The sequence below is a fragment of the Herbiconiux moechotypicola genome, assembly GCF_024979255.1.
Lineage (GTDB): Bacteria > Actinomycetota > Actinomycetes > Actinomycetales > Microbacteriaceae > Herbiconiux > Herbiconiux moechotypicola.
On sequence record NZ_JANLCN010000004.1, the window covers coordinates 182279 to 196650 of the forward strand.

Here is a 14372-nt window from a genome sequence, read left to right on the forward strand (position 1 = left end):
AGATGATCATCACCTTCGACGGAATCACCCCCTCGGTGGCCGCCGACGCCTGGGTGGCCCCCACGGCCACGCTCATCGGGCGGGTCGAGCTGGCCGAGCGCGCGAGCGTGTTCTACGGCGCGGTGCTGCGGGGCGACAACGACCCGATCGTGCTCGGGCCGGGCTCGAACCTGCAGGACAACGTGGTGGTGCACACCGACCTCGGCCGGCCGGTGACCATCGGGGCGAACGTGAGCGTGGGGCACGGCGCGGTGCTGCACGGTTGCACCGTGAGCGACGACTGCCTCATCGGCATGGGCTCCACCGTGCTGAACGGTGCGGTCATCGGAGCGGGGTCGCTGGTCGCGGCGGGCGCCGTGGTGCTCGAGGGCACGGTGGTGCCGCCCGGCTCGCTGGTGGCCGGGGTTCCGGCGAAGGTGCGCCGCGAGCTCACCGTGGAGGAGCAGGACGGCATCCGCGCGAACGCGGCCCGCTACCTCGCCCTGAGCGCCGCGCACTCGGTCGCGACGGCGGGCATCCAGGGGAGCTGACCTGACATCCGCCGTCCACGCGGGTGTCAGGTGCGGCGGGTAGCCTGGGCGCCATGCACTCGGACAGCACCTCGGTCATCGACGACGAGCTCCTCACGCGCATCCGGTCGAGGGCAGCGGTCTACGACCGCGAGAACCGCTTCTTCGACGACGACCTGGCCGAGCTGAGGCAGGCCGGCTATCTCGGGATGCTCGCGCCGGTCGAGCTGGGCGGCCTCGGCTTCGGCCTCGAACGGGTCGCGCGCGAGCAGACGCGGCTCGCCACGGCGGCGCCGGCCACGGCGCTCGCGGTGAACATGCACCTGGTGTGGACCGGCGTGGCGAAGGTGCTGCGCGACCGCGGCGACACCTCCCTGGAGTGGGTGCTCGCCGACGCCGCCCGCGGGGAGCTCTTCGCCTTCGGCAACAGCGAGGCGGGCAACGACCTCGTGCTCTTCGGCTCCACCACCCGCGCCGAGCCTCTCCCCGACGGCGGCTACGCCTTCACCGGCCGCAAGATCTTCACTTCGCTCGCCCCGGCTTGGACCCGCCTGGGCGTCTTTGGCCTCGACGACAGCGACCCGGCCGCGCCGCTGCTCGTGCACGCCTTCCTCGAGCGCGAGTCGCCCGAGTCGGCGATCCCGGGGGTCGAGACTCTCGACGACTGGGACACGCTGGCGATGCGCGCCAGCCAGAGCCGCACCACCGTGCTCTCCGGCGCCGTAGCGAGGCCCGGCCGCGTGTTCCGCAGGCTTCCCGCCGGGCCGAGCGCCGATCCTCTGATCTTCGGCATCTTCGCGAGCTTCGAGATCCTCCTCGCCGCCGTCTACACCGGCATCGCGCAGCGTGCCGTCGAGCTCGCGGTCGAGGCCGCGCACCGCCGCACCTCGCTGAAGTACGGCGGCCGGCCCTACGCGCACGACCCCGACATCCGCTGGAAGGTGGCCGAGGCCGGCATCCTGCACGACGGCCTGCCGCCGCAGATCGCCGCCCTCGCGCGTGACGTCGACGAACTCGCGCCGCACGGTGCCGCCTGGTTCCCGAAGCTCGTCGGGCTGAAGGTGCGTGCGACCGAGACAGCCCGCGAGGTGGTCGATCAGGCACTGCGGGTGTCGGGAGGTTCCGCGATCGCGTCGTCGAGCGAGCTCGGCCGCCTCTACCGCGACGTGGTCGCGGGCATCTTCCACCCCTCCGACGGCGAGTCGGCCCACTCCACCGTCGCGAACGCCCTGCTCGGGCCCGTGCCGGAGTGATGCGGGGCAGCAGGGGGCTGAAGAGACTCGTCGGCGCTGCGGCGATCACGGTCGTGCTGGGGGCGCTCGCCGCGTGCTCGGGCGAGCCCGGAGCCGGGCCGGCTGCCGCTGATGCGACCGCCACCGCGCCGACCGTGACCGCAGGGCCGGGCTCGGCAGGGCAGACGCGGGCACCGGATGCGCGCACGCGCGCTGCGTTCCCGGCTCTCTCGCCCGCCGAGCGCATCCGCCTCTACGCCCAGGTGCGGCTGCAGAGCATGACCCTCGAGCAGAAGATCGCCTCGATGATCATGGTGCACGTGCCCGGCGCCGACCCGGCGCCGCTGGCGGCCTACCTCGACGCGAACCGGCCCGGTGGACTGCTGCTGCTCGGCGACAACGTGCCGGGCGATTCGGGTCAGGCCGCGGCACTGACCGGCGCCCTCCCGGTCGACACCGGTCTCGGCACCCTCGTCGCCATCGACGAGGAGGGCGGCATCGTCGCCCGACTCTCGGCCGACACGTACCCGGCGGCCGACACCCTCAAAGACGCCCCCGTCGAGGACACCACGGCGGCCTTCGACCAGCGCGCGGCGCTGCTCGAGCAGACCGGCATGACCGTGAACTTCGGCATCGTCGCCGATGTCACCGACGACCCCTCCTCGTTCATCTTCGAGCGCGCCCTCGGCACCACGCCGCAGAGCTCGTCCGAGCGGGTGGCCGCCGCGGTGGCCGCCGAGCAGGGTCGAGTGTTCAGCACGCTCAAGCACTTCCCCGGTCACGGGGCGGCCGGCGGCGACTCGCACACCTCCATCCCCACCACGGCCCTTCCGCTCGAGCAGTGGCGCACCGACGACGCTCCGCCGTTCCAGGCGGGCATCGACGCCGGTGCCGAGCTCGTGATGTTCGGTCATCTGGTCTACTCGGCCGTCGACCCCGCACCGGCCTCGCTGTCGCCGGAGTGGCACCGCATCCTGCGCGACGAACTCGGCTTCGAGGGCGTAGCCGTCACCGACGACCTGCTCATGCTCGAGCACTCGGGGGTGCCCGCCTACGCCGACCGCACCGCGAACGCGATCGCCGCCGTGGGTGCGGGCAACGACCTCTTGCTCTACAACACCACGGTCGACCTGCCGGGCCTCGTGGCCTCGATCGCCTGGGCGGCCCGCACGGGCGCGCTCGACCCGGCGCTCATCGACGACGCGGCGTTGCGCGTGCTCGAACTGCGCCGGGAGCTGTGGCTCGCTACGGGCGGCCGCGCATGATCGCCTGCTTGACCTCGGCGATCGCCTGCGTCACCTGAATGCTCGCTACGGACGGCCGCGCATGATGGCCTGCTTGACCTCGGCGATCGCCTGCGTCACCTGAATGCCTCGGGGGCACGCATCCGTGCAGTTGAAGGTGGTGCGGCAGCGCCACACGCCTTCTTTGTCGTTGAGGATGTCGAGGCGGGTGGAGGCGGCCTCGTCGCGCGAGTCGAAGATGAAACGGTGCGCGTTGACGATGGCGGCGGGGCCGAAGTACTGCCCGTCGGTCCAGAACACGGGGCACGACGAGGTGCACGCGGCGCAGAGGATGCACTTGGTGGTGTCGTCGAACCGGGCGCGGTCGGCGACCGACTGGATGCGCTCTTTGTCTTTCGGCGGCTGGGTGGCCGACTGCAGGAACGGCTGCACCTCGCGGTACGACTCGAAGAAGGGCTCCATGTCGACGACGAGGTCCTTCTCCAGCGGCAGGCCCTTGATGGCCTCCACGTAGATGGGCTTCGTGATGTCGAGGTCTTTGATGAGCGTCTTGCAGGCCAGACGGTTGCGCCCGTTGATGCGCATGGCGTCGGAGCCGCAGATGCCGTGCGCGCACGAGCGGCGGAAGGTGAGCGAGCCGTCCTGCTCCCACTTGATCTTGTGCAGGGCGTCGAGGATGCGGTCGGTCGCGTAGAGCTGCACGTCGAAGTCTTGCCAGCGCGGCTCGTCGTCGACGTCGGGGTCGAAGCGGCGGATGATGAGCGTGACGGTGAACGCCTCGATCGGCGCCTCGGGAACCGGGGCGCCCGCGGGGGAGTCGGCAACCAGGGTCATCAGTACTTCCTCTCCATCGGCTGGTAGCGGGTCACGACGACGGGCTTCCAGTCGAGCCGGATGTGGTCGGCGGCGTCGGCGGAGTGCGGATCTCCCGACAGGTACGCCATGGTGTGCTTCATGAACTTCTCGTCGTCGCGCTTGGGGAAGTCGTCGCGCATGTGACCGCCGCGCGACTCCTGCCGGTTGCGGGCCGAGAACACGACGACCTCGGCCAGGTCGAGCAGGAAGCCCAGCTCGATCGCCTCGAGCAGGTCGGTGTTGAACCGCTTGCCCTTGTCTTGCACCTGGATGTTCTTGTAGCGCTGACGCAGGCCGTGGATGGTCTGCGTGACGTCGGCGAGCGACTCGTCGGTGCGGAACACCTGGGCGTTCTTGTCCATCTCGTCTTGCAGTTCTTTGCGGATGGCCGCGATGCGCTCGGTGCCCGTGCCGGCGCGGAGCGAGGCGACGAGGTCGCTCACGAAGCCGGCCGGGTTCTCGGGCAGCGGCGTGAAGTCGACCGTCTGCACGTACTCCGCGGCATTGTTGCCCGAGCGCTTGCCGAACACGTTGATGTCGAGCAGCGAGTTGGTGCCGAGACGGTTGGAGCCGTGCACCGACACGCAGGCGCACTCGCCGGCGGCGTAGAGGCCCGGAACGACGGTGTCGTTGTCGCTCAGCACCTCGGCCTTGATGTTGGTGGGGATGCCGCCCATCGCGTAGTGCGCGGTGGGCATGACGGGCACCGGCTCCACGACCGGGTCGACGCCCAGGTAGGTGCGCGCGAACTCGGTGATGTCGGGGAGCTTGGTCTCGAGCACCTCGGCGCCGAGGTGCGTGCAGTCGAGCAGTACGTAGTCCTTGTGCGGGCCGGCACCGCGGCCCTCCGCCACCTCCTGCACCATGCAGCGGGCCACGATGTCGCGCGGGGCGAGGTCTTTGATGGTGGGGGCGTAGCGCTCCATGAACCGCTCGCCCGAGGCGTTGCGGAGGATCGCGCCCTCACCGCGGGCACCTTCGGTGAGCAGGATGCCGAGGCCGGCGAGACCGGTGGGGTGGAACTGGAAGAACTCCATGTCCTCCAGCGGCAGTCCCTTGCGCCAGATGATGCCCACGCCGTCGCCGGTGAGGGTGTGCGCGTTCGAGGTGGTCTTGTAGATCTTGCCGAAACCGCCGGTGGCGAAGATGACCGCCTTGGCCTGGAAGACGTGGATCTCACCGGTGGCGAGCTCGTAGGCCACCACGCCGGAGGGCTTCTGCACTCCGTCGACCTCGGTCATGACGAGGTCGAGCGCGTAGTACTCGTTGAAGAAGTTGATGCCGAGCTTGACGCAGTTCTGGAAGAGCGTCTGCAGGATCATGTGGCCGGTGCGGTCGGCCGCGTAGCAGGCCCGGCGCACGGGCGCCTTGCCGTGGTCGCGGGTGTGCCCGCCGAAGCGGCGCTGGTCGATCTTGCCCTCGGGCGTGCGGTTGAACGGCAGGCCCATGTTCTCGAGGTCGATGACCGCGTCGATGGCCTCCTTCGCCAGGATCTCGGCGGCATCCTGGTCGACCAGGTAGTCGCCGCCCTTGACCGTGTCGAAGGTGTGCCACTCCCAGTTGTCCTCCTCCACGTTGGCAAGCGCGGCGGCCATGCCGCCCTGCGCCGCACCGGTGTGGGAGCGGGTGGGGTAGAGCTTGGAGATGACGGCGGTCTTCGCCTTCGGCCCCGCCTCGATCGCCGCGCGCATGCCGGCGCCGCCGGCGCCGACGATGACGATGTCGAACTGGTGGTAGTGCACGCCGTCGATCACGGCGCCGTCTTCGAACTGGGTCACGGAATCACTCACGCTTCGGGACTACTGGTTGATGGTGCTGCAGAACGAGGGCAGCAGGTCGGCCGGCGATCCTGCGGGGCAGGGGTCGAAGGTGAAGATCACCAGGGTGCCGAGGATGATCTCGGCCACGACCGACACGAGGATGGCGCCGAGCAGGATCTTGCGGGTGAGCGGCTTCGTGGCGTAGTCGTTCACGATGGTGCGCATGCCGTTGCCGCCGTGGATGAAGGCCAGCCACAGCATCAGGAGGTCCCACACCTGCCAGAACGGGTCGCTCCACTTGCCGCCGACGAAGGCGAAGTCGATGGCCTTGATGCCGTCGCCCACGAGCAGGTTCACGAAGAGGTGGCCGAAGATGAGGATGATCAGCACCACGCCCGAGGCGCGCATGTAAATCCAGCCCCACTTCTCCCAGTTCACGCCGCGGCTGCGGCGCACGGAGTGCGGGGCGCGGGGGGAGTCGATCGTCGTCGCCATCAGTGGCCTGCTCCCGGGATGTGGCTGAACACGTTGATGAGGTGCCGCGGGGCGAAACCGATCATGGTGACCACCCAGAGGCCGATGACCACCCAGAACATGATGCGCTGGTACTTCGTGCCCTTCGACCACAGGTCGATGAGGATGATGCGGATGCCGTTGAAGGCGTGGAACACTATGGCGGCCACGAGCGCCGTCTCGCCGAGGCCCATCAGCGGGTTCTGGTAGGTCGAGATGACCGCGTTGTAGGCCTCGGGCGCGACCCGCACCATGGCGGTGTCGAGCACGTGCACGAGCAGGAAGAAGAAGATCGCGACACCGGTGATGCGGTGCAGCACCCACGACCACATGCCCTCACGGCCGCGGTAGAGAGTGCCAGCAGGCCGCCTCGGCGTCATGGTCCCCGCTGAGTTCTCAGGCATGACAACCCTCCTTGGCTTTCGAGTCTGCAGCCTGAGTCTACGCCGAGAATGCCCGTTCCGGTTCTTAGGCTGGCCTTACTTGTATACAGAGCGCGTGCGGGCGCGGTCCCGCCAAATGAGAGGGCGAGACGGCTCCCGAATACCCTGATGTATTCAGGCGTGTGAGCCGACCGGAGTGCGGCGCTGTGCCGCGCGTCGCGCACCCACGAGGCGGTAGACGCCGAGCAACTCGTCGCAGATCGTGTCCCACGACCGGCCGAGCACGGCACGCCGGCCGGCCTCGCCCATTCGAAGCCGCATCCCCTCATCGGTGACGAGCGTCTCGACCTTCGCGCGCAAGTCGCCGTCGTCGGCGGGGTCGAAGAGGAACCCGTTGCCGCCGTGGTCGACGAGGTCGATCGGGCCGCCGGCGCGCGGGGCGACCACGGGCAGGCCGGAGGCGTGGGCCTCCTGCAGCGTCTGACCGAAGGTCTCCTCGGTGCCGGTGTGCACGAACACGTCGAGGCTCGCGTAGGCCTCGGCCAGCTGCGCTCCGGAGAGTCTGCCGAGGAAGGTGACGGGCATGCCGTGGGTGAGCCGCCGCACGGACTCGTCGGAGGGGCCGTCGCCGACCACCACCAGGTGCATGCCGTCGATGCCGCGGAGCGCCGCGAGGCGTTCGAGGCCCTTCTCGGGGGCGACGCGGCCCACGTACCCCACCACCGCATCCCGCCCACCCGAGGAGAGCAGGTGGTGCAGGGCCGACGCGCCAGGGCGCATCCGGTTGTTCGGGTGGTAGCGCTGCAGGTCGACGCCGCGACCCCACAGCGCGAGGCGCTCCACCCCGGCGCGCTCGAGGTCGGCGAGCGAGGCGCGCGAGGGCGCCAGCGTGAGGTCGGCCCCGTCGTGCACCCACTTCACCAGGCGCCAGGCCAGCTTGGCCGTGGAGCCGAGGCGGTTGCGCCGGGCGTAACCGGCGACGTCGGTCTGGAAGATCGCCACCGAGGGGATGCCGAGCCGTTTCGCGGCGGCGATGCCCTGGGCGCCGAGGAGGAACGGGGAGGCCGCGTGCAGCACGTCGGGCTCGAACCGCGCGATGATGCGGGCGACCTGGGCGTTCGGGATGCCCACGGGGAACTGCCGGTAGGCCACCGCGGGCACCTGGTGCACGGGGAAGCCGCGGTAGTGCGACGGCGACCCCGCCGCCGGGGCGATCACGATCGCGTCGTGACCGCGGTCGGCGAGGTGGTCGAGCACCTTGCAGACGCTGTTGGTGACTCCGTTGACGGTGGGAAGGAAGCTCTCGCTGATGATCGCAACGCGCATGACGTGGTCTCTCCGCACTCGCAGGGTGGCCGCATCCGGCCACGTCTCCGACGGTACGAAGGCGAGGTGACGGGTCGGTGACGGGCAGGTGGAGTGTCGATGAGCGTCGGATGGCGCTAATAGGCTGTGCGCATGACCTCCACCTCTTCGGCTCTCGAGCGGTTCTACAGCGTCATCCCCGCCGGCGGCATCGGTTCACGGCTCTGGCCGCTCTCCCGGGCCGACGCGCCCAAGTTCCTGCACGACCTGAGCGGGTCGGGCCGCAGCCTGCTGCGCGACACCTGGGAACGCCTGGCGCCCCTGTCGGGCGAGCAGCGCATCATGGTCGTCACCGGCAGGGCCCACCGCGCCGCCGTCGAGGAGCAGTTGCCCTCGCTCGCCGACGCGAACGTGGTGCTCGAGAGCGAGCCGCGCGACTCCACGGCGGCCATCGCCCTGGCCGCCGCCATCCTCGAGCGCCGGGAGCCCGGCGTCATCATCGGCTCGTTCGCGGCCGACCACGTCATCGCCAACCCCGACCGCTTCCGTGAGGCTGTGGCCCAGGCGGTCGAGGTGGCCGACGCCGGCTACATCGCGACCATCGGCATCACCCCGACGGATGCGGCGGTGGGATTCGGCTACATCCGCTGCGACCAGCCGCTCGAGATCGAAGGCGCGCCCGGTGCACTGCGGGTGACCAACTTCGTCGAGAAGCCCGACCTGCCCACCGCGAAGCGCTACGTGAAGGCCGGCAACTACCTCTGGAACGCCGGTATGTTCATCACCCGCGCCGACCGTCTGCTCGAGCAGCTCGGTGCCGCGGAGCCCGCACTCCTGGCCGGGGTGCTCGAGCTCGCCGAGGCGTGGGACACCCCGCGCCGGGGCGAGGTCGTCGACCGTGTCTGGCCCACGCTCAAGAAGATCGCCATCGACTACTCGGTGGCAGAGCCCGCCGCCGCGGCCGGGGTGCTCGCCGTCATCCCGGGCGACTTCGACTGGGACGACGTGGGCGACTTCGCCTCGATCGCCAAGCTGCACAGCTCGGGCCGTGGAACCGACCTCGCCATCCTGGGCAAGAACGCCCGCGTGCTCGCCGACAGCTCCTCGGGCATCGTCGTGTCGCAGTCGAAGCGGGTCATCAGCCTCATCGGGGTGAGCGACATCGTCGTGGTCGACACGCCAGACGCGCTGCTGGTCACCACCAGCGAGCACGCCCAGCGGGTGAAGTCGGTCGTCGACGCGCTGCGCGCCGGCGGTTCGGGAGACGTGCTGTAACGAGACGCGCTGTAACGAGGGAAGGGGTCATCATGACCAGGAGGTTCGCACTGGCGGGAGCGGCGGCCGCCGCCCTGGCGCTGGCACTGGCCGGATGCGCGGCGCCGCCGACCGCATCCGACACCACCTCGACGGCCACGGCCTCGGACTACTGCGCCCGCATGGTCACGAACTCCGGCGGTCTCGACGACCGCTCCTTCAACCAGTCGAGCTGGGAGGGCCTGGAGCGGGCCCAGGAGGAGTTCGGCATCGACGCCCAGGTGCTCGTGTCGACGGGCGAGACCGACCTGGCGCCCAACGTCACCCAGGCAGTGCAGAGCGGATGCGCGTTCGTGCTCACCGTGGGCTACGAGCTGGCCGACGCCACGGCCGCCGAGGCCGAGGCGAACCCCGGCACGCACTTCGCGATCGTGGACGAGTCGGTCGAGGCGCCCAACGTCAAGCCGATCCTGTTCGACACGGCGCAGGCCTCCTACCTCGCCGGCTACCTGGCCGCCGGGGTCTCTACCACGGGCAAGGTCGCCACCTTCGGCGGCGGCAACCAGCCGCCGGTCACCCTGTTCATGGACGGCTTCGTCGACGGCGTCGCGAAGTACAACGAGGTGCACGGCACCCAGGTGCAGGCGCTCGGGTGGGACAAGGCGGCGCAGGACGGCGTGTTCACGGGCGACTTCGAAGACATCAACAAGGGCAAGACCGTCACCCAGGGCTTCATCGACCAGGGTGCCGACGTCATCCTGCCCGTCGCGGGGCAGGTCGGCGAGGGGGCGGCCGCCGCGGCGCTCGAGGCCGGGGGCGTGTCGCTCATCTGGGTCGACAACGACGGATACGACACGCTGCCCGCCGAGTACCGGCCGATCGTGCTCACCAGCGTGATGAAGAACACCGGCGACGCGGTGGTCGAGATCGTCGGTGACGACCTCGACGGGTCGTTCAGCCCCGAGCCCTTCGTAGGTACGCTCGAGAACGGCGGAGTGGCGCTCGCGCCCTTCCATGACCTGGAGGCCTCGGTGACCCCCGAGCTCGCGGCCGAGATCACCGAGCTGCAGGCCCAGATCGCGGCGGGGTCGATCACCGTGGAGTCGCCGTCGACGCCCTGATGGCGTGGACATTTCCTGCAGATTACGTGGTGGTCGCGGCTTTGTAACGCTTGCGCGGCGATGATGCGGTACCCCCTGTCCTGGGGCGTCACATTGGGTAACGTTGCTCCAACACAGCCCCTGTGCGATCACAGGGCAGCATCTTGGAGGACACTTTGAGCATCACACTGCGCCGTGCGAGCATCGCCGGCTTCTCCACCCTCGGGGTGGCGGCTCTCCTGGCCGGCTGCGCATCCGCACCGTCCGACACCGCGTCGACCAGCGGCGGAGAGGCCGCGAGCGACTTCATCCCCTGCATGGTCTCCGACTCGGGCGGGTTCGACGACAAGTCGTTCAACCAGGCCGGCTACGAGGGCATCGTGGAGGCCTCCGAGGCGCTGAGCGTCGAGCCCATCACCGTCGAGTCCTCGGCCGACACCGACTTCGGCCCGAACATCGACCAGCTCATCTCGCAGAACTGCAACCTCATCATCTCCGTCGGCTTCCTCCTGGCCGACGCCACGAAGGCGGCCGCCGAGGCCAACCCCGACGTGGAGTTCTCCATCATCGACGACTCGTCGATCGAGGCCGACAACGTCAAGCCCATCGTGTTCGACACCGCGCAGGCCGCGTTCCTCGCCGGCTACTCCGCCGCCAGCTACTCGAAGACCGGCACCGTCGGCACCTTCGGTGGCATGCAGATCCCGTCGGTCACCATCTTCATGGACGGCTTCGTCGACGGCGTGAACTACTACAACGAGCAGAAGGGCACCGACGTCAAGGCGATCGGCTGGGACGTCGCGGGTCAGACCGGCGTGTTCACCGGTGGCTTCGCCGCCGGTGTCGAGGCCAAGACCGCGGCCCAGGGCCTGATCGACCAGAACGCCGACGTCATCCTCCCCGTCGGTGGCCCGATCTTCCTCTCGGCCGGTGAGGCCATCCGCGACTCCGGCAAGGAGATCGCGCTCATCGGTGTCGACTCCGACAACTACGAGACCGCTCCCGACCTGGCCGACCTCTTCCTCACCTCGGTGATGAAGGGCGTGAAGGCCGGTGTGGTCGACGTCGTCGACACCGCCGCCGCCGGTGAGTTCGACGCCACCCCGTTCGTGGGCACCCTCGAGAACGACGGTGTCGGCATCGCGCCGTTCCACGACTTCGAGAGCAAGGTGTCGCCCGACCTGCAGGCCGAGCTCGACACCATCACGGCGGGCATCATCGACGGCTCGATCGAGGTCGAGTCGCCCAGCACCCCGTAACACCCCCGCGTTCTCCGAACGCGACCGGTCGGGGAGGCCAGCGCTGCTGGTCTCCCCGACCTCGTCTACTTAAAAGACCCATCGACACTTCCGAGCAGGTAGGTAGATTGGCTGTATGAAGCTCGAACTCAGGGGCATCACCAAACGATTCGGCGCCCTCACCGCGAACGATCACATCGACCTCACGGTCGAGCCCGGCGAGATCCACTGCCTTCTCGGCGAGAACGGCGCCGGCAAGTCCACCCTCATGAACGTGCTCTACGGCCTCTACCAGGCCGACGAGGGCGAGATCGTGCTCGACGACGTGGTCCAGCACTTCTCCGGCCCCGGAGACGCCATGGCCGCGGGCATCGGGATGGTGCACCAGCACTTCATGCTCATCCCGGTGTTCACCGTGGCCGAGAACGTGATGCTGGGCCACGAGCAGACCGGATTCGCGGGGCGGCTCGACCTGGCCGCCGCGCGGGCCAAGGTGCGCGAGATCAGCGACCGCTTCGGGTTCGACGTCGATCCCGACGCGCTGGTCGACGACCTGCCGGTGGGCGTGCAACAGCGCGTGGAGATCATCAAGGCGCTCTCGCGAGACGCCCGGGTGCTCGTGTTCGACGAGCCCACCGCCGTGCTCACACCGCAGGAGACCGACGAGCTGATGGCGATCATGCGCCAGCTCAAGCAGAACGGCACCTCCATCGTGTTCATCACGCACAAGCTGCGCGAGGTGCGCGAGGTGGCCGACCGCATCACGGTCGTGCGCCTCGGTAAGGTCGTGGGTGAAGCATCGCCCACCGCCACCAACGCCGAGCTCGCCTCGCTCATGGTGGGCCGCGCGGTCGAGCTCACCGTGCAGAAGGAGCCCGCTCGACCCGGCGCCGCGGCGCTGGTGGTGAAGAACCTCTCGGTCATCGACCCGCGCGGCCAGCTCGTGGTCGACGACGTGTCGTTCGAGGTGCACGCGGGTGAGATCGTCGCCATCGCGGGAGTGCAGGGCAACGGGCAGACCGAGCTCACCGAGGCCCTGATGGGTCTGCAGCCGCGGGTCACCGGCGACGTCACCCTCGACGGCCGCTCGTTGCGGGGTCTGACCGTGCGCAAGGTCCTCGACTCCGGCGTGGGGTTCGTGCCCGAAGACCGCAAAGAGGACGGCCTCGTGGGCGAGTTCACGATCGCCGAGAACCTCATGCTCGACCGCTCTAACGGCGCGCCCTTCGTGAAGGCCGGCGGGCTGCAGCTGTCGTACCTCGCCGAGTTCGCCGAGGAGAAGTCGAAGGAGTTCGACGTGCGCTCGCAGGGCATCACCACCCAGGTGGGGAGGCTCTCGGGCGGCAACCAGCAGAAGGTGGTGCTCGCCCGTGAGCTCTCCCGGCAGCTGCGCCTCTTCGTGGCGGCCCAGCCCACCCGCGGCATCGACGTGGGCTCGATCGAGTTCGTGCACAAGCGCATCGTCGCCACCCGAGACGAGGGCATCCCGGTGATCGTGGTCTCCACCGAGCTCGACGAGGTCGTCGCGCTCGCCGATCGCATCGCCGTCATGTACCGCGGGGGCATCGTCGGCATCGTGCCGGGCGACACCCCGCGCGACGTGCTCGGCCTCATGATGGCGGGCGAGATCCCGGCCGGAACCGATCTGGAAGGAACCGCCGCGTGAGCGACAGCACCGTGACGACCCCGCCGCCCGCGCCCGCCGCGACGCCGGCGGCCGCCCCGCCGCCCTCGCGCTGGCGCACCACCTTCAACGAGATCATCGGCGGCTCGGTCATGATCTCGATCCTGGCGGTGGTGCTCGCGATGGTGGCCGGCGGCATCCTCATCGCCGTCACCGACGAGAACGTGCAAGCCGCCTCGGCCTACTTCTTCGCCCGGCCCGGCGACACTTTCGCCGAGATCTGGAAGGCCGTCTCGGGTGCCTACGTCGCCCTCTTCCAGGGCGCGGTCATCAACCCCAACCGGCCCGACTTCGTGCAGCAGATCAAGCCGATCACCGAGACGCTCACCTTCGCCACCCCGCTCATCGCGGCCGGTCTCGGTGTGGGCCTGGCGTTCCGCGTCGGCATGTTCAACATCGGCGGCCGCGGTCAGATGCTCATCGCGGCGGCCTGCGCCGGCTGGGTGGGCTTCACCCTCCACCTGCCCTGGGGTCTGCACATGCTGCTTGCCGTGGTGGCCGGCGTGGTGGGCGGCGGTATCTGGGGCGGCATCGCGGGCCTGCTGAAGGCGCGCACCGGCGCCCACGAGGTGATCGTCACGATCATGCTCAACTACGTCGCCTTCTACCTCGTGTCGTTCCTGCTGCGCACCCCGGTGCTGCAGGCGCCGGGGTCGAACAACCCCAAGTCACCGCCCATCGACGAGACAGCGGTGTTCTTCGACCTGCTGGGGCCGCAGTTCAACCTGCATTTCGGGTTCATCCTGGTGATCGCGGCGACCGTGTTCGTGTGGTGGCTGCTCAACCGCTCCTCGCTCGGCTTCAAGTTCCGAGCCGTGGGCATCAACCCCAACGCGGCGCGGGTCGCGGGCATCGACGTGAAGAACATGTACGTCTACGCGATGCTCATCTCGGGCGGGCTCGTCGGCCTCGCCGGTGTGTCGCAGGTGCTCGGCACCGTCACCACCGGTTTCAGCTCGGGCATCGACGCCGGCATCGGCTTCGACGCCATCACGGTGGCGCTGCTCGGCCGGTCGAAGCCCTGGGGCATCTTCATCGCGGGCATCCTGTTCGGCGCCTTCAAGGCCGGCGGCTTCGCCATGCAGGCCTCGCAGGGCATCCCCATCGACATCGTGCTCGTGGTGCAGTCGCTCATCGTGCTGTTCATCGCGGCCCCGCCGCTCATCCGCACGGTGTTCCGCCTGCCCGATCCGTCGAAGCCCAAGAAGCCGAAGGCGCCCAAGCGGCCTGTGCCGGCCACGACCGGAGAGGCGGTGGCGGCGAAGTGAGCGAGACCGTTCCCCCCAGCAGCAACC

Annotated in this window: 13 protein-coding genes; 8 read left to right on the forward strand and 5 right to left on the reverse strand. The window is 69.4% G+C overall.

Annotated elements, in window-relative coordinates; all coding sequences use genetic code 11:
* Positions 1-2: 2 nt before the first annotated feature.
* From N1031_RS08045 to N1031_RS08055, 3 genes are read left to right on the forward strand one after another with little or no spacing between them, the layout of a single operon-like run.
* Positions 3-530, forward strand: a complete 528-nt coding sequence (locus tag N1031_RS08045; RefSeq protein WP_259479105.1) for a gamma carbonic anhydrase family protein — start codon at positions 3-5, stop codon at positions 528-530.
* Between the two features lie 53 nt (positions 531-583).
* Complete coding sequence (locus tag N1031_RS08050) at positions 584-1762, forward strand: acyl-CoA dehydrogenase family protein (RefSeq protein ID WP_259479106.1); 1179 nt, start codon at positions 584-586, stop codon at positions 1760-1762.
* Positions 1762-3006, forward strand: coding sequence for a glycoside hydrolase family 3 N-terminal domain-containing protein (locus N1031_RS08055; RefSeq protein WP_259479107.1), 1245 nt, complete (start codon positions 1762-1764; stop codon positions 3004-3006). Before N1031_RS08050 ends, N1031_RS08055 begins: the two co-directional genes overlap by 1 nt.
* Positions 3007-3051: 45 nt before the next feature.
* On the opposite strand, the gene N1031_RS08060 is transcribed toward N1031_RS08055, so the two are convergent.
* The 5 genes from N1031_RS08060 to N1031_RS08080 form a co-directional block, all read right to left on the reverse strand.
* Complete coding sequence (locus tag N1031_RS08060) at positions 3052-3819, reverse strand: succinate dehydrogenase iron-sulfur subunit (RefSeq protein ID WP_259479108.1); 768 nt, start codon at positions 3817-3819, stop codon at positions 3052-3054.
* Positions 3819-5630, reverse strand: coding sequence for a succinate dehydrogenase flavoprotein subunit (sdhA, locus tag N1031_RS08065; protein WP_259479109.1), 1812 nt, complete (start codon positions 5628-5630; stop codon positions 3819-3821). The genes N1031_RS08060 and sdhA overlap by 1 nt, the downstream gene beginning before the upstream one ends.
* Positions 5631-5639: 9 nt before the next feature.
* Positions 5640-6095 (reverse strand): succinate dehydrogenase hydrophobic membrane anchor subunit, encoded by a 456-nt coding sequence (locus N1031_RS08070; RefSeq protein ID WP_259479110.1) that lies wholly within the window; start codon positions 6093-6095, stop codon positions 5640-5642.
* Complete coding sequence (sdhC, locus tag N1031_RS08075) at positions 6095-6517, reverse strand: succinate dehydrogenase, cytochrome b556 subunit (RefSeq protein WP_259479111.1); 423 nt, start codon at positions 6515-6517, stop codon at positions 6095-6097. The genes N1031_RS08070 and sdhC overlap by 1 nt, the downstream gene beginning before the upstream one ends.
* Positions 6518-6670: 153 nt before the next feature.
* Positions 6671-7822, reverse strand: coding sequence for a glycosyltransferase family 4 protein (locus N1031_RS08080; RefSeq protein ID WP_259479112.1), 1152 nt, complete (start codon positions 7820-7822; stop codon positions 6671-6673).
* Positions 7823-7954: 132 nt separating this feature from the next.
* Here N1031_RS08080 and N1031_RS08085 point away from each other — a divergent pair, with 132 nt between their 5' ends.
* From N1031_RS08085 to N1031_RS08105, 5 genes are all read left to right on the forward strand, one after another.
* Positions 7955-9076 carry a mannose-1-phosphate guanylyltransferase gene (locus tag N1031_RS08085; RefSeq protein ID WP_259479113.1) on the forward strand — a complete coding sequence of 374 codons (1122 nt, stop codon included), beginning with the start codon at positions 7955-7957 and terminating at the stop codon, positions 9074-9076.
* A 32-nt stretch (positions 9077-9108) separates the two neighbouring features.
* Positions 9109-10176, forward strand: a complete 1068-nt coding sequence (locus N1031_RS08090; RefSeq protein WP_259479114.1) for a BMP family lipoprotein — start codon at positions 9109-9111, stop codon at positions 10174-10176.
* A gap of 155 nt (positions 10177-10331) precedes the next feature.
* The gene (locus N1031_RS08095) at positions 10332-11414 is read left to right on the forward strand and encodes a BMP family lipoprotein (RefSeq protein ID WP_259479115.1); all 1083 of its coding nucleotides are present in this window, start codon (positions 10332-10334) and stop codon (positions 11412-11414) included.
* A 115-nt stretch (positions 11415-11529) separates the two neighbouring features.
* The gene (locus N1031_RS08100; RefSeq protein WP_259479116.1) at positions 11530-13059 is read left to right on the forward strand and encodes an ABC transporter ATP-binding protein; all 1530 of its coding nucleotides are present in this window, start codon (positions 11530-11532) and stop codon (positions 13057-13059) included.
* Positions 13056-14345 (forward strand): ABC transporter permease, encoded by a 1290-nt coding sequence (locus tag N1031_RS08105; protein WP_259479117.1) that lies wholly within the window; start codon positions 13056-13058, stop codon positions 14343-14345. The genes N1031_RS08100 and N1031_RS08105 overlap by 4 nt, the downstream gene beginning before the upstream one ends.
* Positions 14346-14372 lie beyond the last annotated feature (27 nt).

Bases quoted from the DNA above. Each gene is read 5' to 3' on its own strand.
- sdhC (WP_259479111.1), bottom strand. From the start codon at position 6,517: ATGCCTGAGAACTCAGCGGGGACCATGACGCCGAGGCGGCCTGCTGGC.
- N1031_RS08100 (WP_259479116.1), top strand. From the start codon at position 11,530: ATGAAGCTCGAACTCAGGGGCATCACCAAACGATTCGGCGCCCTCACC.
- N1031_RS08090 (WP_259479114.1), top strand. From the start codon at position 9,109: ATGACCAGGAGGTTCGCACTGGCGGGAGCGGCGGCCGCCGCCCTGGCG.
- N1031_RS08050 (WP_259479106.1), top strand. From the start codon at position 584: ATGCACTCGGACAGCACCTCGGTCATCGACGACGAGCTCCTCACGCGC.
- N1031_RS08070 (WP_259479110.1), bottom strand. From the start codon at position 6,095: ATGGCGACGACGATCGACTCCCCCCGCGCCCCGCACTCCGTGCGCCGC.
- N1031_RS08055 (WP_259479107.1), top strand. From the start codon at position 1,762: ATGCGGGGCAGCAGGGGGCTGAAGAGACTCGTCGGCGCTGCGGCGATC.
- N1031_RS08045 (WP_259479105.1), top strand. From the start codon at position 3: ATGATCATCACCTTCGACGGAATCACCCCCTCGGTGGCCGCCGACGCC.
- N1031_RS08060 (WP_259479108.1), bottom strand. From the start codon at position 3,819: ATGACCCTGGTTGCCGACTCCCCCGCGGGCGCCCCGGTTCCCGAGGCG.
- N1031_RS08080 (WP_259479112.1), bottom strand. From the start codon at position 7,822: ATGCGCGTTGCGATCATCAGCGAGAGCTTCCTTCCCACCGTCAACGGA.
- N1031_RS08085 (WP_259479113.1), top strand. From the start codon at position 7,955: ATGACCTCCACCTCTTCGGCTCTCGAGCGGTTCTACAGCGTCATCCCC.